The following is a 19,195-nucleotide window of genomic DNA, read 5'->3' as shown; positions in this document are numbered from 1 at the left end:
GCCGACCGGCCGGGTCGGAAACGTCATCCCGAAAGGGACCAGCGAATTGGCGATCGCGAGCCTCCGGCGCGGCCCGGCATCAGCCGCCTCCGCCGGGACATCGGCCTCCCGGTCCCGGCCCCATCGCGACACGGCCCCATGCCCCATTCCCCCGATGCCCATTGCGCCAACGGTCGCGCCCGCAAAGCGCGCGCGGTCGACTGCAAATCCGAATGCAAACTGCAGTTACCGACCATTCCACTCTCTAAATACTCTGTTAGTAATTTCTTGCTTCACTAAAAAAATCTCGCTGCCTCGACGACAGGCGCCCGCGATGATCTTTCTTGTTCTAAATATTTCCATCACGAACATTGGAGCAACGGATCGGATGGCCGGCAAGTCTGCCGAAGGGATGGCGCCGCCGGGGCGGCGAGCGTGGACCGTTCGGCGAGGCCGCCGCCGGCCGGGTGCGTTCGCATGAGCGCCGCCACCCCGGGTGCGGGCAGTCACGGCGCGGCGGCGCGGCAGACGATCGACCGCTGCCCCATCGAACACCGCAAGCTCGCGGCCGCGGATCTGGAGCGGGTCCTGGACCTGCACCACCGCTATGCCCTGGGGCAGCGGGGCGGCGCCCGGGCAAGCCTGAAGTTCGTCGACCTCGCCCATGCCGCGCTCGCCGGGCGCGTCCTCATCGGCGCCGACCTGACGGGCGCCAAGCTGGCGGGGGCCAACCTGAACGGCGCCGACCTGCGCGGCGCCTACCTGTTCGGGAGCGATCTGCGCGGCGCCAGCCTCGCCCGGGCGAACCTCACCAAGGCCGACCTGCGCGGCGCCGCCCTGCGCGGCGCCAGCCTGCCGCGCGCCGTCCTGACCGAGGCCGACCTGCGCGACGGGTACCTGATCCGGGCCAAGAACGGCGAGCTCGCCCCGATGGCCCCCGGCCACAGCGGCGCCGAACTCTCCGAGGCCACGCTGACCCGGGCCGATCTCAGCCGCGCCAAGCTGTCCAACGCCTTCATCGTGCAGACCGACCTGCGCGACACCGACCTGCGCGGCGCCGTCTTCGTGCGGGCCGACCTCAGCGGCTCCGACCTGACCGGCTGCAACCTTGAGGGCGCCGACCTCTCCGAGGCGAACCTCTCCGGGGCGAAGCTCGAAGGCAGCATCCTGACCCGGGCCGTGCTGCGCAACACCGATCTGTCCAGGGCCAGCCTCCTCGGGGCGCTCCTCGACGAGGTCGACCTGTCGTTCGCCAACCTGAGCGGCGCCGAGATGGTCCGCCGCCTCGACGACATCGGCGGCGTGGTCGGCGAGACGCTGCGCGGCCACCGCCAGTGGATCCTCAGCAACGGCCGCAAAGGCCAGCGCGGCGACCTCTCGGCGCTCGACCTGAGTGGCCAGAACCTGGCCAACCTCAACCTGTCCGGCGCCATCCTCAAGCAGGCGGTGCTGAAGGGCGCGAACCTGTCGGGCACGGTGCTGGCGATGGCCGACCTGTCGATGGCCGACCTGCGCGGGGCCCATCTGTCGGGAGCCGACCTGCGGGGAGCGTCCCTCGAACGCGCGGCCCTGAACGAGGCCAACCTCACCAACGTGGTGGCCTGCCCCATGGAGCTGCGCAGCGGCCAGGGCTGGCCGACCAACTTCAGCAAGGCGCGCCTGGTGCGCACCAACGCGACGGCCGCCGATCTGACCGGCGCGCTGCTGACCTTCGGCGACCTGACGCAGGCGAACCTGCGGGACGCCATCCTGCGCGGCGCCAGCCTGACCGACGCCGTGATGACCATGGCCGACCTGCGGGACGCCGACCTCAGGGACGCGGACCTGCGCGGCGCGATCGACGTCCGGCTGCCGGAGCGGAACGGCTGATTACCGCCCCTCAGCCGCAGCGATGCACCTCGACGCTGAGGTGGAGGATGTTGAGGCCCGCTGGCACCCGGCGGCGATACTCCTCCACCGGACGCGGGTCCGAAGTGACGATGGAGACGATCGCCGCATGCCCGCCGGGGGCGATCGACCACACGTGCAGGTCGGCCACCCGATCGTCTCCCTGCTCCAGCGCCGCGCGCATGGCCGCCTGAAGGGCTTCGGGGAGCTGCCGGTCGAGCAGGACGTGCGCTGTGTCGCGCAGCAGCCCGCGCGACCATTGGGCGATCAGCAGGCTGCCGACGATCCCCATCGCCGGGTCCAGCCATCCCGCATCGGCGTACTTCGCGCCGAGCAGCGCGACGATCGCCAGCACCGACGTCAGCGCGTCGGCGAGCACGTGCAGATAGGCCGAACGGAGATTGTGGTCCTCGTGGCCATGGTGGTGATCATGATGGTGCTCGCCCTGGTGGTCGTGATCGTCGTCATGCGCGTGACCGTGCGCGTGACCGTGGCCGCCGAGGACGACGACGCTCGCGGCGTTGACGATCAGGCCGAGGACGGCGACGGCGACGGCCTCGTCGACGGCGATGGCCTCGGGCTGCAGCAGGCGCGCGACGCTGTGCCACGCCATGCCGGCGGCCACCACCGCCAGCATCAGGGCGCCGGCGAAGCCGCCGAGCGCCGTCACCTTCCCGGTGCCGAAGGAGAAGGCCGGATCGTGCGCGTGCCGGCGGGCGAAGGCGTAGGCGAAGATGGCGATGCCCAGCGCCAGCATGTGCGACGCCATGTGCACGCCGTCCGCCAGCAGCGCCATCGAGCCCGTCCACCAGCCCGCAGCCACCTCGACGACCATGGTCGCCCCGGTGAGCGCCACCACCACGCGGGTGCGCCTCTCCCCCGGGCGCGTGGCGTCCTGGCCGAAGCTGTGATCGTGCCGCCAACGCTCGATCGACCGCGTGTGCATTCCACACCCTCCCTGCCGCATCGTCATCGGGCCCCGGCCTGGTGACACCCGCCGGCCGTCCCATGGTAGAATCGGCGCCGGGGCGGCGCAACGCGGCCCCGATGCCCCCGTCGGTCGCGCTCCCTCACCCCTCCGCCGGACCGTCGCCGGGAAGGCGCGACAGGATCGGCCAGTAGGCGCGCAGCCAGACCAGGAAGGCGGCCGCCCACAGGACGACGGCGATGTGGGCGAGCGTGCTCTTGCCGCAGCCCGACGGCCCCACCGGGGCGACCACGGCGCCGGCCGGCACGGCGACGGCGATGCCGTCGAGCACGGCGCGCCCGAGATAGGCATGGCCGACCTGCTCCAGGGACAGGCAGGGATCGCTGAGGGGCATGGCGGGGTCTCCGTTTCAGAACGTGGCCTTGACGCCGACGTAGACGGCGCGCCCGTCCGCCGGGAGGAACACCGCCTGATTCGGCGCCGCCTGGTCGACGATCAGGGCCGAGGAGGCGTAGGTCGCGTCGAACAGGTTGCGGGCCTCGCCATAGAGGCTGATCCGCTCGTCGACGGCGTAGCTGGCGCGCAGGTCGACCGTCACGAAGGGATCGGCGTGGAGCGTGTTCATGTTGTCGACGGGAGTCCTGGTCGGGTACCAGTCGACGGCCGCCTGGACGGAGAAGGCCGGGGTGACGTCGTAGCGCGCGGTGGCGTTGATGACGTGGCGCGGCGCGCCGGCGAGGCGGTTGTTTCCGCGCACCGCATCGTCGCGGAAGCGAAAATCCTGGAAGGTGTAGGCGAGACGGCCGTTGAGCGCGTCGGTGAGGAAGGCGGCCACGCCGAGTTCCACGCCGAAATGGCGCGTCTGGTCGGCGTTGACCGCGCCGAGGGAGGCGCCGGTCTCGTCGCGCAGGCTGAGCAGCTCGTCCTCGACCCAGGAATAGTAGGTGACGGCGTCCACCGCCGCCGGGCCGACCCGTCCGCGCCAACCGGCCTCGACGGTGGTCGCCGTCTGCGCCTCCAGGTCGGGCGTCCGGTAGGCCGCGGCGGCGAGCGCCGGATTGGCCGGGTTGGGGCGGCCGGCGCTGCTGTTGGGCGTGCCGTTGACGGCGGCCAGCAGGTCGTCGTGGGTGGGCGGCTCAAAGCTGCGGCTGACCGCCGCGAACACCATGTGGTCGTCGGCGGGGCGCCAGCTCAGGCCGAGGCTCGGGCTGAAGCCGGTGTAGGAGCGGTCGTAGCTGGTGTCGCCGGCGGGGACGGCGCCGGCCGGCAGCGCCCGCGTCGGGTTGGCCGGGTTGAAGGCGATGGTCGGCCGCGTCGCCGCGCCGTAGGTGTCGTCGTTGTCGCGCGTCGCGTGGGCCACGGCCAGCGCCGGCGACACGGTGACGCCGCCGCCGAGCGGCACGTTGAAGCCGCTGTGGACCGACAGCGTCGAGGCGTCCAGTTCGCTGCGGCCGAACAGGGCGCCGCGGCGGCCGGCAGCGTTGAGATAATCCTCCCGGTCGGCCGAGCCGACGACGTACATGACGGTCGTCTCGAACAGCGGCAGCGGCCGCCCGGCGTCCGGACGGTAGGCGTAGCGGGCGACCGCCGTGAGGTCGCCGCCCTCGGTGTCGCGGATGCCGACGGAGATGGGGAAGCGGAAGCGGTCGTCGGTGCGGGTGTAGCCCAGCGCGACGTCGACCAGGCTGCTGCCGAACCGCGCGGTGGTGCGGTTGCCGACGCGAACCTGGCGGGTCTCCCGCTGCGGCCGGTCGCGCAGCACGTTGGGGCCGGGCCCGACCGCGCCGCCGCCGACGACCGTCGGCCCGCCGTAGACGCTCTCCGGCCGGCTCTCCAGCAGCGCCTCGGTGAGCGGGCCGGCGACGTCGAAGGCGAGATCGGCGTAGCCGGCGGAGAACCGGGTGCTGATGGTCTCCGTCAGCGCCACGCCGGCGTTGGCGTCGAAGCCCGTGCGCTCGGAGCCGTTGTAGTCGCGGAAGCCGTCGCGCCGGCTGCGGTGGAGCTGGAGCAGAGCGTCGGCGTCGCCCCACCGCCCGCCCGCCTGGGCGGTGGTGGTGAACTGACCGAAGCTGCCGCCCTCGAGTCCCAGCGCCACGCCGGGCGCCGACGACCCCGTCGGCGACACCAGGTTGATGGCGCCGCCCATCACGGCGGCGCCCAGGCGGCTGGCGGCATAGCCGCGGTAGATCTCGGTGATCTCGGCCTGGTGCGGGTTTGCCAGGCCGACCACGTAGGACCCGTCGGCGCGGTTGAGCGGCAGCCCGTTCTGCAGGGCGAGAATTCCCCGCTCCACCGGATTCTGCTGCAGGCCGGAGCCGCGGATCTGGACGCGCGGCTGGTCGTTGCCGCCGAAGAAGTCCTGCACGACGACGCCGGGCACGCCCTTCAGCGCGTCGGAGATGGTGACGTCCGCCACGCCGGCGAGATCCTCCCCGGCGACCACGGCGGTGCCGCCGGGGGTCGCCTCCAGCCGGCGGCGCGCCTCGCCTTCGGCGGTGTCGGCCGCCCCCTCGACGGTGACCGGGTCGAGAACGACCGCCGCCCCCGGCGCGGCCGACTGGGAATGGCCCGACGCCGGGGCCAGCACGGCGAGCGTCGCGGCGACGCCGCCCCACAGCGCCAGGGGCGGCGTGCCGCCGTCGGACCGAAGGACGGCGGCGCCGGGGCGGCGGAGGCGGCCGAAGGCGGTGGTCATGGAGCGTGTCTCCGGAGCGCGGGCGGGACGCCGCGCGCATGTTAGCGAATGCGACTTGGTTTCCCATATGCGGTGGCTGGGCGGCGGCCCGCGTCGTGGACCTCCGCCCGACCCGGACGGACGAAGGCGCGGAGCTCGGCATCGCCGAGTCCGGCGAGGAGCGGCACCCCGCGCCGGCACGCCTGGTCGGCGGCACCGAAACCGGGGCGGGTCATCGGTTGACGCCCCGCGGCCGGGCGGCGTCGCGCCACCGCTCGACCTCGGCACGGACGGGATGCATCAGCGCGTATTTCACGACGGCGAGGCCGGCGACGGCGATCAGCACCCACGCCAGCGCCCCGGCGACGGCGAGGTTGGCCCGGGCGGTCGCCAGGGCGCCGCCAGTGCCGCCGGTGTTGGCGAGCAGCTCGGGCCACCACGGCGACCTTGAGGCGGTGCCCAGGGCCACCGTCAGGGCCGGGAAGAGGAACGCCGCGGCGTGGCGGAGCCCGAGCGTCGTCAGCACGATCCGGGCGACCGGCGGCACGCCGAGGAACACGGTGAGGAGCGGCCGCGCCACCCGCACCGGATCGGCGACCACCGCCGCCGCCTCGACGAGCGCGCGGTGCACGGCCGCGACGGCCGGGCGGCGGGCGCCGAGGAACGCGGCCGACACGCCGAGGCCGGCCTGCGGCAGGACGGCGGGGAGCCCCGTCGCCTCCCCCCAGGCCCGCTGCACGTCGAGGGTCCGGAAGACCTCCCGCCCGGCCTCGCCGGCCCACAGGATCGCCGCGGTCATCGCCGGCTCCGGCAGCGGCGCCGCGTCGACCCGGCTGGCGAACAGCAGCTGCCCCGCCTCCATCGGCGTGCCCGTGAACCGCGGCCGTCTGCTGACGTCGGCCGTCAGGCCGGCCGCCGCCAGCAGACGGTGGAGGACGAGTTCCACGGGATCGTTGCGGAAGGGAACCGCCACCGACCGCCCCTTCAGCGCGGCGACGGTGCCGAGGGAGCGGTCGGGCGAGGGCAGGTGGAGCAGCCTCTCGGTCAGCACGTTGACGAGCCGCACCCCAAGCCCCCTGTCGTGGGGGTTGGCCGCCACCACCGTCGGCAGGGCGAACAGCTCCATCGTCCAGGAGGTGAGCCCGGCCCGCAGTGCGTCGGGATTGCGCCAGGCCCGGAACGCCACCCGGTCGGCCAGGGCGTGCAGCGACCGCGAGCGGACGCCGTGCACGAGGGTGATCGACGGGCCGGCGGGCGGCCCCCGCAGCACCAGCTCCGGCAGCCGCTGGGCGGCGGCCAGGCCGGCGAGAGCGGTCCGGCGGGACAGACGTTCCATCGGCGGAGTCCTCCGGATCGGGCGTCCCCGGCGCGGAACTGCCGCCGGAGACCGCCGATGCGATTGCAACGGAGTCGCAGAAGCACCGCTGTGGCGGGCCCTCCGGCCCTTGACGAAAGTCAAGCGGCCGGTGTCGTCCGGCGTTCCCCTCACTCCTCCATGCCGAGCCGGTCGATGTACAGGGTGCGGTCGTCGAGATGGTCGTCGCACAGCGGGTCGGCCCGCTCAGGGCCGAGCGTCCGCGCGCCTGCCGGGACGGGAACGAAGTTGTCCGCCGCCAGAGCCAGTCGGCCATCCACCGGCCGCAACCAGAACCGCAGTTCGGTGAGGTAGTGGCGCTGCTTCCCGTCGGGGCCCCGGAAACGCTTGCTGTCGGCCTCCACCGCCGCCGCCGCCGCCCCGCCCAGCGCCTCGCCGACGGCCTCGCAGAACCGGCGGAAGGTGACCTCCCGGCCCTGGTTGGCGGCGACGAACCGCGGCAGCGCGGTGGCGTTCAGGGACTCCAGCAAGGCGATCGCGACGGTGAAATACTCGCCCGGCGGCATGCCGGAGCAGGTGCCGTGCTTGACGTACTCGTGCCGGTCGAGCCGCGACCGCACGCCCGGCATCGCCGCGGCGAGCGACTCCCGCAGCGCCGCCGGCAGGGGCAGTTCCGGCAGCTCCGACCAGCGGACGCGGCAGGGAGCGTGCGCCAGGGCGGGTGCCGCGGCCAGCGTCTCGGCCGGCAGGGTATCGACGCAGTACTCCTGCCATTGCGGCCACAGGCCGTGCAGGGTGAAGCGGTCGAGCCGCGACGCCTCCGGGCATTCCGCCGGGAGCGTCCGATTCCGGCCGAAGGTCTGGCAGAAGCCGGCCTGCCAGTTGACCGCCAGCGCCCAGCGGCCTTCCATGGCGGGCAGCGGCGGCTTGGGACAGCGTTCGGCCGCCGCGGCGCCGGCCGCGGCCAGGAGGATCATCGACGCGCCGCACAGGCGCGCCACGCGTGTTCCGACCATGCGCTCCCTCCCTTCGTGCCGAGCCGATGCGCCGGCCGGCCGGCGCCATCCTGCCCACGGCGCCACCGATGTTCAACCCCGGGGCGGCGATGGCCGCATGCACCGCCAATGCCCTCCAAAGATCATGTGCTTCCGAGGGTGCGCCGACCGGCCGGACATGCTAAAAGGACGCATGCGAGTCAAATGCCAGACGGCGCGGCGCTTGGCGGGAGGCTTCCAGGTGCTGGCCGTCGCGGCGGTGGGCATCGTTCTGTCGCTGCTGGCCTATCACACCGTCGCCCGGTACGAGGAGCGCGAGCACCTGAGCCTGCTCGGCCGCTCGGCCGACCTCTACGCCGGCCTGCTGCGCGACCAGTTCGCCCGGCGCGAGGCGGTGACCGGCGCGGTGGCCGGGATGTACAGCGCGAGCAGCGTGGTCAACCGCGGAAGCCTGCGCAACTACGCCGACCTCATCGCCTCGGACCAGTCGGGGATGGTTGCGCTGGCCTGGCTTCCCAGGACCACGCCGCCCCAGGCGGGGCAGGTCGCCGACGCCCTGCGCGCCTTCGATCCGGCGATCGCCGGCATCCTGGCGCCGGGCGGCGGGCGGATCGACACCACCCTGTTCGACCACGACCTCTACCCCGTGGTCGCCGTCGAGCCCGCCGCCGCCGGCAAGGCGCTGATGGGGCTCGACGCCGCGTCCGTTTACGGCCTCGGCGCCGTCCTCCGGCGGGCGGCGGCGGACCAGCGCGTGGCGGCCAGCGGCCCGCTGGCGCTGACCGCGCCCGGCGCCGCATCCGAGGTGGTGCTGGTGGCGCCGGTGCACGGCGACCGGTCGGCCCTGCGCGGGTACATCGCCACGGTCTTCCGCCTCGACGCGGTGGCGCGGGCGGCGTTCGCGCCCTACCCCACCGGGCTGTTCCACGTCCACCTCCTCGACCCCGCGGCACCGGACGCCGCCGGCCCGGTCCTCACCGTCGCCGCGTCGGACGCCGAGGCGCCGGAGGCGGCCGTTCCCGCCGGCGCCCCGCGCCGCACCGTGACCTGGGGAGGACGGCCCTGGGTGCTGGCCTTCACGCCGACCGCCGCGGCCCTGCCCGCTCCGATGGCGGGCGAGGCGCTGTGGGCGCTGCTCTTCGGGCTGCTGCTGACGGCGTCGGCGATCGGCTACCTCGTCCTGGTCGCCCGCGCCACGGGACGCCTGCGGCGCGAGGTGGCGGCGCGGGGCGAGGCCGAGGCGCGGCTGCGCGCCGCCAACGAGCGCAAGGACCTGCTGCTGAAGGAGATCAACCACCGCGTCAAGAACTCGCTGCAGCTCGTCGCCAGCCTCTTCACCATGCAAGCCCGCCGCATCGCCGACGCCGAGGCCAAGGACGCCTTCACCGAGGCGGTCGGGCGCATCCAGGCGGTGTCTCAGGTGCACGAGCGCCTCTACAAGACCGACGACGTCACCGGCATCGACGCCGCCTCCTATCTGCGCGCGCTGTGCGGCGACCTGACCGCGACCAATCCCGACCACGTCTGCCGGATCGAGGTGCCGCCCCTGCGCCTGCCCACCGACACCGCGGTGTCGCTCGGCCTGATCGCCACCGAGCTGGTGACCAACGCGGTGAAGCACGCCGGCGCCGCCGGGGCGGGACGGATCATCGACGTCGCCCTGACGACGGTGGCGCCCGGCGTCCTGGAACTCGTCGTGCGGGACTACGGCCGGGGCGTGCCGGACGGCTTCGACCCGCACCGCGCCGGCGGCAGCCTCGGCATGCGGGTGATCGTCACGCTCGCCCGCCAGCTCGGCGGCGAGCTCGCGGTGGCGAACGCGGCACCGGGGGCGCGCTGGTCGGTGCGATTTCCCGAGCCCGGAAGCCCGCTGACGCCAGCGGCGCCGCCGCGCCGCGCCATCGCCGGCCCTGCCCCACTGGACGCGCCGCGCCGTTCCGAGGTAAGGGAAGGCATGGCAATGACGCCCGGCATGGGAAACCCATCGACGTGACGAACATCCCATTCCTTCGTGCCGCGCTGGTCGCCGCCCTGGCGGCGGTCGGCGGGCCGGTCCTGGCGGCGCCGGCTCCCGAGCAGATGATCGACCGGCCGGTGGCCCGCCTGCAGGGGCTGGACAAGGTCACCGCCCGCACCTCGACCTTCGACATCGCCGTCGGCGAGACCAAGCTGTTCGGCGGTCTGCGCGTGACCCTGCGCGCCTGCAAGGAGAACCCGCCGATCGAGCCGCCGGAATCGGCCGCCTTCCTGGAGGTCGAGGAGGTGCGCCCGGGCGAGCCGCCGGCGACGGTGTTCAGCGGCTGGATGTTCGCCTCCAGCCCGGCCCTGTCGGCGATGGAGAACGCGATCTACGACGTCTGGGTCCTGTCCTGCCGCGGCGGCGACGACCCGGCCTGATCGGCGTCGCCCCGGCTCGGAAGGTCGGCACCCGGCGGGTCGGCGCCCAGCAGGTCGGCGCCCAGCAGGTCGGCGATCGCCGACACCTGGTCGACGCCGCGGAAATCGGCGGGCCGGCCGAGGGCGTCGGCGAGACGGCGGCGGTACTCGGCGCGCGGGATCTCCAGGGCGCCGAACTGGCTCAGATGCTCGGTGACGAACTGCGTGTCGAGCAGGGTGTAGCCGCCGGCGCGCAGGCGCGCCACCAGGTGCACCAGCGCCACCTTGCTGGCGTCGGTGGCGCGGCTGAACATGCTCTCGCCGAAGAAGGCGCCGGCCAGCGACACGCCGTAGAGGCCGCCGGCCAGCTCCCCGTCCCGCCAGCACTCCACGCTGTGGGCGAAGCCGGCGTCGTGAAGCTCGCCGTAGAGCCGGACGATGTCGCCGTTGATCCACGTCTTCGGCCGGTCGGCGGTCGCTTCGGCGCAGGCGCGGATGACGGCGCCGAAGTCACCGTCGACCCGCACCTCGAAGAGGCCGCGGCGCACCGTCCGGCGCAGCCGCCGCGGCACATGGAACCGCTCGAGGGGCAGCACCCCGCGCAGTTCCGGATCGAACCAGTAGAGGTCGGTCGACTCCGCGCTCTCCGCCATCGGGAAGATGCCGGCCGCATAGGCCCGCAGGAGGAGCTGGGCGTTGAGTTCGATCATGAGCCGGCCATGGCGGTTGCGGACACCGGCGCCGGAGGCGCCGGGCGCCTCACTCTACGCCGCCCGCACCGTGCGCAGGAAGCCTTCCATCTCCCGGCGCAGCGCGGCGGCGGTGCCGGACAGGTCGCGGGCGCTGGCCAGCACCCGGTCGGCGGCGGCGCCGCCGTCGGCCGACGCGCGGGAAACCGCCAGGATCGCGTCCGACACCTCCGAGGTGCCGGCCGACGCCTGCTGGACGTTGCGGGCGATCGCCTGGGTGGCGTCGTTCTGCTCGTCCACCGCGGCGGCGATGGTGGCGGCGACGTCGCTGCTCTCGCCGATGACGCCGGCGATCTCCTTGATCGCGTCCACCGTGCGCCGGATCACCGCCTGGATGTCGTCGATCTGCAGGGTGATGTCCTCGGTGGCCTTGGCCGTCTGGTTGGCGAGGTTCTTGACCTCCGCCGCGACCACGGCGAACCCCTTCCCCGCCTCGCCGGCGCGCGCCGCCTCGATCGTCGCGTTCAGCGCCAGAAGGTTGGTCTGCTGGGCGATGTCGTTGATCAGGTTCACCACCTCACCGATCTTCTGGGCCGAGTTGACGAGGCCCTCGGCGGTGCCCTGGGTGTCCTCGGCGCGATGGACGGCCCGGCCGGAGATCTCCAGGGACTGCCGGACCTTGTCGCCGATGCCGCGGATCGAGGCGGCCAACTCTTCGCACGCGCGCGCCACCGTCTCCACGTTGCCGGTCGCCTGTCCGGCGGCGGTGGCGACGGCGCTCGCCTGGCTGTTGGTGACGCCCATGGCGGCGCTCAGTCCCTGGGCGGTGTCCTCGAGCCCGGTGGCGGCGGCGGCCACCCGGCCGACGATGGCGCCGACGCTGTGCTCGAACCCGTCGGCCAGACCGGTCAGGGTCTGCCGCTTCGCCTCCTCGGCCCGCTGCTCGGCCTCGGCCGCCTCGGCCTCGAGCTGCCGGCTGCGCATCATGTTGTCCCGGAAGACCCGCACCGCGCCGACGATCTCGCCGACCTCGTCGCGGCCGCGGGCGGCCGGCAGCTCCACCGCGAGGTCGCCTTCGGCCAGCCGCAGCATCGTGCCGGTCAGGCGGCGCAGGGGACGGACCGAGGCGACCGACCACCAGGCCAGCGCCGCGCCGAACGCCAGCGCCGCCGCGCACACCCCGATCATCAGCCGCTTGAAGCGCTGCGCCACCGCCCGCGTCTCGGCGGCGATGGCCCCGTTCTCGGCCTCCTGGAAGTCGATGAAGGCGTTGATGCGCTTCAGCCATTCGACGAAGGCGGGGCGCGCCTCGGCGACCAGCACGCGGCGCGCGCCCTCGACGTCGCCGGACTGGCGACGGCCGATGACGTCGGCCATCAGCGGCAGGGTGCGGGCCTCGATCTCCTTGATGCCGGCAAGGATGCGCCGCTCCTCCGGCTTGATGTCGGTGCGGTTGGCGAACATCGCGTCGAGGGCCGCGGCGGCGGAGCGGTAGCTGGCCGCCAAGCGCTCGATCAGGGCCAGTTCGGCGGCCAGCGCGTCCGGCTGCGCCAGCAGCGTCACGTCGCGCAGGCTGATGGCCCGGTCGTGGACGCTGCCACGGAAGTCGATGGCGTGGCGCTGCTTGACCGCGTTGACGTCGTTGACGGTGGTGAGGCTGGCGTTGATGCGGTCAACCTCCCCCACCGCGATCACCGTGAGGACGATCAGCAGGGCGAGCGCCCCGCCGAACCCCGCCATCAGGCGGGTGGCGATCCTCACGTCGCGGAGCCGGCTCATTCGGGTGCTCTCCTCGTCGGTCGCTGCGATGGTCGTCGACTCATTCTAAATCGCAACGATTTCCGGAGGAACAACTTTCGCGGACCCGGGCGCCCGGGGGCCACCGGTCCGAGGGAGAACGGACCGGGCCGACGGGGGTGACGGGGGGCCGGGCGGCGCGGCCTACTTGCGCATCCCCATGAGGTGCTCGAGCCAGTGGATGTCGTAGGCGCCGTTGATGAAGTCCGGCTCGGCGATGATCCTCTGGTGCAGCGGCAGCGAGGTGTCGATGCCGCCGATGACGTACTCGTCGAGCGCCCGGCGCAGGCGCATCAGGCACTCGTTGCGGGTCGAGCCGTGCACCACCAGCTTGGCGATCAGGCTGTCGTAGTGCGGCGGCACGCGGTAGCCGTCGTAGAGCGCCGAATCGACGCGGATGCCGAGGCCGCCCGGCGCGTGATAGCCGTCGATCCGGCCCGGCGACGGCATGAAGGTCTCCGGATTCTCGGCGTTGACCCGGCACTCGATGGCGTGGCCCTGGAAGCGGATGTCCGCCTGGGTGTAGCCGAGCGGCGCGCCGGTGGCGACGCGGATCTGCTCGCGCACCAGGTCGATGCCGGTGATCATCTCGCTGATCGTGTGCTCGACCTGCAGGCGGGTGTTCATCTCGATGAAGTAGAACTGCCCGTCCTCGAACAGGAACTCCATGGTGCCGACGCCGCGGTAGCCGATGCCGCGGGTGGTGCGGGCGGCGAGGTCGCCGATGAAGTCGCGCTGGGCGGCGTTGAGGGCCGGCGACGGCGCCTCCTCGATCACCTTCTGGTGGCGGCGCTGCACCGAGCAGTCGCGCTCGCCGAAATGGACGGCGTTGCCGTGCAGGTCGGCCAGGAGCTGGATCTCGATGTGGCGCGGCCGGCCCAGGTATTTCTCGAGATAGACCTCGTCGTTGCCGAAGGCGGCGCGCGCCTCGCCGCGGGCGAGCTGGTAGGCCTCGCGCAGCTGCTCGGGGTTGCGGGCCACCTTCATGCCCTTGCCGCCGCCGCCGGCGGCGGCCTTGATCAGCACGGGGTAGCCGACGTCGCGGGCGATCGCCTGCGCCTCCTCCAGCGACGTCACCGGTCCGTCGGAGCCCGGCACCACCGGCAGGCCGAGATCGCTCACCGTCTTCTTGGCGGTGACCTTGTCGCCCATGATGCGGATGTGCTCGGGCGTCGGGCCGATGAAGCAGAAGCCGTGCTCCTCCACCATCTCGGCGAACTGGGCGTTCTCGGCCAGGAAGCCGATGCCGGGGTGGATGGCGTCGGCGCCGGTGATGGCCGCCGCCGACAGGATCGCCGGGATGTTGAGATAGCTCTCGCGCGCCGACGGCGGGCCGATGCACACGCTCTCGTCGGCGAGCCGCACGTGCATGGCGTCGGCGTCGGCGGTGGAGTGCACCGCCACGGTCTGGATGCCCATCTCGCGGCAGGCGCGGTGGATGCGCAGCGCGATCTCACCGCGGTTCGCGATCAGGACCTTTTCGAACATCGCCAACGGGCTGCCCCTCTCACTCGACGATCATCAGGACTTCGCCGAACTCCACCGGCTGGGCGTCGGACACCAGCACCTCGGTGACGGTGCCGCCGCGCGGCGCCTTGATCGGGTTCATCACCTTCATCGCCTCGATGATCAGCAGGGTCTGCCCCGCCTTCACCGTGTCGCCGACCCGCACGAACGGCGGCGTGCCCGGCTCGGCCGCCACGTAGGCGGTGCCGACCATCGGCGAGGTCACCGCCCCGGGATGGTTGGCCGCCGGCGCCCCCTTGGCCGGCGCGGCCGGCGCCGGAGCGGCGGCCGGCGCCGCCGGGAGCGGCGCCGCGGGCACCGCCAGTGCCGCCGCCGCGGCGCCACGGGTCACGCGGATGCGCTTTTCGCCCTCGGCGAACTCGATCTCGCTGAGGCCCGTCTCGCGCAACAGGTCCGCCAGCTTGCGAATCAGGTCGCCGTCGATGTCGAAGCTCGCCATGTCTCCTGGAATCCTGTGCTTGCTCAGTCGCGGTCGAGGATCTGCGCCATGGCGTCGAGCGCCATGCGGTAGCCGTGCGGACCGAAGCCGCAGATCACGCCCTGCGCCACCGCCGAGATGTAGGAGTGGTGACGGAAGGACTCGCGCTTGAAGATGTTCGAAAGATGCACCTCGACCACCGGCCGCTCCGCCGCGCTCAGAGCGTCGAGGATGGCGATGGAGGTGTGGGTGTAGGCCCCGGCGTTGATGACGATGCCGTCGTGGTCGGTGCGCGCCTCCTGGATCCAGGAGACCAGCTCGCCCTCGTGGTTCGACTGCCGGAAGTCGACGGACAGCCCGAGCGGCTCGGCATGCTCCTGGCAGATCGTCTCCAGGTCGTCGAGCGTCGTCGCACCGTAGATGTGCGGCTCGCGCATGCCCAGCATGTTCAGGTTGGGTCCGTTGAGGACCAGGATCGACGCGTCGCTCGCCACGGGCCGCTGCCCTCGCTCTCTTCCGGGGTCAAGACGCGCGTTTATAGCACGCTGTTGCGGGAGGGCAAGGCCGCGGGCTGCCGCAATCCGTATTCGTCCGCTCGCTCACCGAACGGTCCCGTCGGCGCGCTGCGGCGGCGCGGCGACGGCCGGCAACGCCCCCCGCGCCGCGAGCGCCAGGCAGGCGTCGACGGCCGCCGCGTCGTAGAGCGCACCGCGGTGCCGGCGGATCTCCGCCAGCGCCTCGTCCAGGCCGGCGGCGGGCCGGTGCGGGCGATGGGCGCTCATGGCGTCGACCACGTCGGCGACGGCGAGGATTCGCGCCTCCGGAACGATGGCGTCGCCGGCGAGACCCCGGGGATAGCCGGAACCGTCGAGCCGCTCGTGGTGCTGGGCGATGGCGTCGGCGATCGGCCAGGGAAACTCCACCCCGGCGACGATGGCGGCGCCGGCTTCGGGATGGGCCTTCACCAGTTCGAACTCCAGCCCGTTGAGCCGGCCGGGGCGGCTGAGGACCTCGGCGGGCACGGCGATCTTGCCGATGTCGTGGATGATGCCGGCGACGAAGATGCCCTTGACCCGCTCCTCGCCCATGCCGAGCTCGCGGGCGATCGCCGCGGCCAGTTCGCCGACGCGCCGCTGGTGACCGGCGGTGAAGGGGTCGCGCACCTCGGTGACGGCGGCGATCGCCTGGATCGTGCGTTCCAGCGCCCGCTCGAGCCGCTCCTGGTCGGCCCGCCAGGCGGCGCGCACGCGCAGGCCGCGGATGCCGAAGGCGAGGTCGCCGGCCATCTCGCCGAGCAGCGCCCGCTCCTGGTCGTCGAAGCCGCCAGCGTCCCGCGGCTGGATACCCACCGCCCCCAGCGGAGCGCCCTGCGGGTCGAGCAGCGGCAACAGCAGGAGACCCGCCGCGCCGGCGGCCGGCGCGGGAGGCGCCGCGCCGGCGGCGATCAGCGGCGCCAGCCGGGAAAGGTCGGCGGCGGCCGCCGCCCCGTCCCGTCCCCGGTGCGCCGCCATCGCCACCCCGTCGCCGGTGGCGAGCGCTACCCAGGCGCGGGGATAGCCGCCGACCTCGACGATGATCCGGCACATCTCGTCGAGCAGCCCCTCCTCGCGCTCGGCGTGGATCAGCGCCTGATTGCCGCCGGACAGCGTCCGCAGCGTGCGCTGCGCGCGCTGCAGGCTGGCGAGGGTGCGGCCCTGCTCCTCCACCTGGCGGGCCAGCGTGTCGGCCCGCACCAGCAGGCGCCCGGTGAGCGGCCGGAGCACAAGCACCATGCCCAGGGTGCCGAGGCCGGTCAGGGCAAGGGCGGCCCCGCCCACCCGCACCAGCAGGCGGTCGACGTCGTAGTACAGCTCCGCCGCATCCATCCGGACCGTCACCAGCCAGTCCGTTCCTGGAACCTCCCTGGCCATGGTCACCGTCCCGTCCACCGCCTCGGCGAAGGGGCGGTCGGCCGGCACGACGGCGCGTCGCCGGCCGCCGCCGTCGACCAGCAGGGCGCTCTGCCAGGTCTCGCCCATCCGCGCGCCGTCGCGCACCAGCGTCGCGATCGCCGACGCGTCGAACAGGATCACGTCGGTGCCCTCGCGCCCGCCCCCGGCGGCCAGGATCGGCGCGGCGACGGTCAGGCGGGGCCGGCCGTCGGCGGCGGCGAAAAGGGCGCCGATCCGCGGCGCGTCGCCGTCGCCCGGCCGCAGGGCCTCCGGGGGCGGCGACTCGCCGACCGCGGCGACGGCGCGGCCGTCGCGGTCGAGGCGGACGATGCCGCGCATTTCCGGAGCCAGGCGCAACGCGTCCGCCAGCTTCTCTTCGGTGAACGCGCGCAGCGCCCCGCCCGTCATGGCGCCGCGGTTGAAGGCGCCCAGCGCGTCGCGGATCGCCGAACGGCTGGTCACCTGGGACGCCAGGTCGCGCAGGCGCGACAGCGCCTCGCCGATGGCAAGAACCTGGAGATCGAGGCTGTGGGCGAGCCCGCGGTCGGCCGCCGCCGCCATGTGCCGCTGCATGGGCAGGGCGACCACCGCGGTGACCGCGACGCTCATCACCGCCATCGCCGCGGCGGCGTACGCGATGATCCAGCGCCGAAGACGTGCCGACCCCGTCGCCAGCATGGCCGCCTCCGCAAACGCACCGGCACCGGCACCGGCCGCGCCGGCCCCGGTGCGTTGCTCATCTTACCGTCGACAGGCCTGCGCGTTGTTCACCCCTTTCGCAGGGGAGAGGCGCGCGGCCGTCATGCTTCCCGACGGCTCAAGGGGCGTGGGACAGGCGCTCGAGGGCGGCGTCGCTGAGCGCGCGCAGCGCCCGTTCGGCGTCGACCCGCACCTGGGCGAGGCGGATCCACGGTTCCGCCGCGGCGGCGCCGGGTCCGGAGATGGTCTTCAGCACCGCCACCGCGTCGTCGATCCGGCCGAGGGTGAAGCTCTTGGCGGCCTCGGTGACGATGGCGCGCGCCTCCTCGCCGGGGCTCGGCATCGGCGGCTGCACCCAGCCGAACCAGGAGGTCACCTGCGCCCCCATGGTCGAGACGGTGCGGACGTACCAGGCCGGCCCCGCGGCCTCCTCCGCCTCGATGATCTTCTGCGCCGCCAGGTTGAACTCCCGGCGCAGCAGCGTCAGCGTCGGCCCGCCGCGCGACGCCAATTGCTGCAGGGTGTCGATGGCGCCGGTCAGCTCGCTGTTGCCGCCGGCCAGCGCGCGCACCGCGGCGACCTCGCCGGTGAAGCTCTCGCCGTCCTCCAGGGCCTGGCGGATGCGGCTCGACAGGGCGAGCAGCGCCGAGGCGGTGCCGCCGTTGACCCGTGCCAGATGGTCCTCGACCGCCCCGGTCCGCGCCGTCAGGGCGGCCAGCTCGGTCGTTGCCGCGGCCACCGCCTTCCCGGTCTCGGCCAGCTCGCCGCGGGTGCCGTCGAGCGCCTGCCCGAGCTGCGCGAGGCGCTCGGCGGCGGCGGCCCGCTCCGCATCCGCCGCGTCGACCCGCCCGGCCAGCGTCCCGGCGGCGCCTTCCGCGGCGGCGAGACGGTCGGTCAGCGCGCCGGCGGCGCTTTCCGTCGCGGCGAGGCGTTCGGTCAGCCCCTGCGTCGTGGTGGCCGTTTCGGTGGCCGCGGACTGGATGGCGGCGGCGTTGGTCCTGGCCGCCTCGGCCGCCGCGGCGGCGGCATCGGCGTTGCCCTGGATCGCCGTCGCCAGCTCGGCCATCCGCGCCTCGACGGCGGCGAGACGGCCGCCGAGATCGGCGGCGGTGGCGCCCAGCGTGTCGAGCAGGCCGGCCAGCGTCCCGGCCTGGGCGGCCGCCGCGTCGGCCTTGGCGGCGGTGGCAACGCCCGCCTGTTCGACGGCGGCGACCCTCGGCTCCAGGGCGCCCGCGGCGCCCTCCGCCGCCTCGATGCGGCCGGTCAAGGTGCCGTCCGTCGCCTCCAGCCGCTCGGTCCGGGTGCCGATCTCGGCGAGCCGGCCCTCCAGGGTGCCCAGCGCGTCGGACAGGGTCGTCACCTGCGTCTCGGCGCGGCGCAGGGCGGCCTCGAGGTCGGCGACGCGACGGCCGTCGCTGGTGGCGGCGACGAACCGCTCCAGGGTCGCGGCATCGACCGGCTGTCCCGCGGGGGTGTCGCGCAGGGCCGCCGCCAACGTCTCCAGCCGCTGGTCGAAGGCCTGGAGGTCCAGCTCGACGACGCCGGGCGGCCTGGTGTCGGCGGTGCCGGTGAGGACGGCGATCAGCCGGTGGTCGCCGAACTGCTGACGCAGGGATTCCGCGAGCAGCGGCCGCAGGCTCGGAGCGGCGATGGCGGCGCCCGCCGCCGCCAGGGCGACCAGCGCCGCCAGCACCGCGAGCCGGCCGCCGCGCGCCCGCGGCGGCGCCTCGCGACGCGCGTCCCGGCGCGGCGGCGCGGCCGGCGGGGGCGGCGGCGGCGGCTCGGGAGCGACGGCGTAGGGGCCGGCGGGCTCGAACGGCGCGCCGATGCGCTCGGCTCCCGGCGGGGCTATGATGAACTGCGGAAAGCCCTTGGCGGACTCGTCAGCCTGGGTGGCTGATCCGGCCTTGCTGTCGTCCCGGTTCGGATCGGTCATCGCTGCTGTCTCCTGACGCGTCGCCGTGTGGTGCCGGCCGCCTC

General features: G+C 73.8%; 15 protein-coding genes. 3 read left to right on the top strand and 12 right to left on the bottom strand.

Annotated elements, in window-relative coordinates; all coding sequences use genetic code 11:
• Positions 1-456: 456 nt before the first annotated feature.
• On the top strand, positions 457-1,848 hold the full coding sequence (locus tag ACSBPG_RS18975; protein WP_435538765.1) for a pentapeptide repeat-containing protein: 1,392 nt from the start codon (positions 457-459) through the stop codon (positions 1,846-1,848).
• A 10-nt stretch (positions 1,849-1,858) separates the two neighbouring features.
• On the opposite strand, the gene dmeF is transcribed toward ACSBPG_RS18975, so the two are convergent.
• From dmeF to ACSBPG_RS18950, 5 genes are all read right to left on the bottom strand, one after another.
• Positions 1,859-2,812, bottom strand: a complete 954-nt coding sequence (gene dmeF, locus ACSBPG_RS18970; RefSeq protein WP_435538764.1) for a CDF family Co(II)/Ni(II) efflux transporter DmeF — start codon at positions 2,810-2,812, stop codon at positions 1,859-1,861.
• Between the two features lie 124 nt (positions 2,813-2,936).
• Positions 2,937-3,188, bottom strand: a complete 252-nt coding sequence (locus ACSBPG_RS18965; RefSeq protein WP_435538763.1) for a hypothetical protein — start codon at positions 3,186-3,188, stop codon at positions 2,937-2,939.
• 15 nt (positions 3,189-3,203) lie between these two features.
• On the bottom strand, positions 3,204-5,489 hold the full coding sequence (locus tag ACSBPG_RS18960; RefSeq protein ID WP_435538762.1) for a TonB-dependent receptor family protein: 2,286 nt from the start codon (positions 5,487-5,489) through the stop codon (positions 3,204-3,206).
• Positions 5,490-5,700: 211 nt separating this feature from the next.
• On the bottom strand, positions 5,701-6,804 hold the full coding sequence (locus ACSBPG_RS18955; protein WP_435538761.1) for a hypothetical protein: 1,104 nt from the start codon (positions 6,802-6,804) through the stop codon (positions 5,701-5,703).
• 149 nt (positions 6,805-6,953) lie between these two features.
• Positions 6,954-7,799, bottom strand: coding sequence for a ribonuclease T2 family protein (locus ACSBPG_RS18950; RefSeq protein WP_435538760.1), 846 nt, complete (start codon positions 7,797-7,799; stop codon positions 6,954-6,956).
• Positions 7,800-8,019: 220 nt separating this feature from the next.
• On the opposite strand from ACSBPG_RS18950, the gene ACSBPG_RS18945 reads away from it, so the two are divergent.
• Together ACSBPG_RS18945 and ACSBPG_RS18940 are read left to right on the top strand one after the other, a co-directional pair.
• The gene (locus ACSBPG_RS18945; RefSeq protein ID WP_435538759.1) at positions 8,020-9,771 is read left to right on the top strand and encodes a sensor histidine kinase; all 1,752 of its coding nucleotides are present in this window, start codon (positions 8,020-8,022) and stop codon (positions 9,769-9,771) included.
• A complete protein-coding gene (locus ACSBPG_RS18940) occupies positions 9,768-10,175 on the top strand; it encodes a DUF2155 domain-containing protein (protein WP_435538758.1) in 408 nt (135 codons plus the stop codon). Before ACSBPG_RS18945 ends, ACSBPG_RS18940 begins: the two co-directional genes overlap by 4 nt.
• Here ACSBPG_RS18940 and aat read toward each other — a convergent pair.
• From aat to ACSBPG_RS18905, 7 genes are all read right to left on the bottom strand, one after another.
• Entirely contained in the window at positions 10,127-10,864 is a 738-nt protein-coding gene (gene aat / locus ACSBPG_RS18935; protein ID WP_435538757.1) for a leucyl/phenylalanyl-tRNA--protein transferase, read from the bottom strand. The two genes, ACSBPG_RS18940 and aat, sit on opposite strands and share 49 nt — an antisense overlap.
• A gap of 54 nt (positions 10,865-10,918) precedes the next feature.
• Positions 10,919-12,622 carry a methyl-accepting chemotaxis protein gene (locus tag ACSBPG_RS18930; protein WP_435538756.1) on the bottom strand — a complete coding sequence of 568 codons (1,704 nt, stop codon included), beginning with the start codon at positions 12,620-12,622 and terminating at the stop codon, positions 10,919-10,921.
• A gap of 162 nt (positions 12,623-12,784) precedes the next feature.
• Positions 12,785-14,128, bottom strand: coding sequence for an acetyl-CoA carboxylase biotin carboxylase subunit (accC, locus tag ACSBPG_RS18925; protein ID WP_435538755.1), 1,344 nt, complete (start codon positions 14,126-14,128; stop codon positions 12,785-12,787).
• 19 nt (positions 14,129-14,147) lie between these two features.
• Entirely contained in the window at positions 14,148-14,606 is a 459-nt protein-coding gene (gene accB, locus ACSBPG_RS18920; protein WP_435538754.1) for an acetyl-CoA carboxylase biotin carboxyl carrier protein, read from the bottom strand.
• A gap of 23 nt (positions 14,607-14,629) precedes the next feature.
• Positions 14,630-15,079 carry a type II 3-dehydroquinate dehydratase gene (aroQ, locus tag ACSBPG_RS18915; RefSeq protein ID WP_435538753.1) on the bottom strand — a complete coding sequence of 150 codons (450 nt, stop codon included), beginning with the start codon at positions 15,077-15,079 and terminating at the stop codon, positions 14,630-14,632.
• Between the two features lie 105 nt (positions 15,080-15,184).
• On the bottom strand, positions 15,185-17,194 hold the full coding sequence (locus ACSBPG_RS18910; protein ID WP_435538752.1) for an HD domain-containing phosphohydrolase: 2,010 nt from the start codon (positions 17,192-17,194) through the stop codon (positions 15,185-15,187).
• A gap of 139 nt (positions 17,195-17,333) precedes the next feature.
• A complete protein-coding gene (locus ACSBPG_RS18905) occupies positions 17,334-19,151 on the bottom strand; it encodes a COG4223 family protein (RefSeq protein ID WP_435538751.1) in 1,818 nt (605 codons plus the stop codon).
• Between the last annotated feature and the right edge of the window lie 44 nt (positions 19,152-19,195).

Source organism: Azospirillum sp. ST 5-10 (assembly GCF_051225715.1).
Lineage (GTDB): Bacteria > Pseudomonadota > Alphaproteobacteria > Azospirillales > Azospirillaceae > Azospirillum.
The sequence above is the reverse complement of the archived record's forward strand: the minus strand, read 5'-3'. Positions and strand labels throughout refer to the sequence as shown.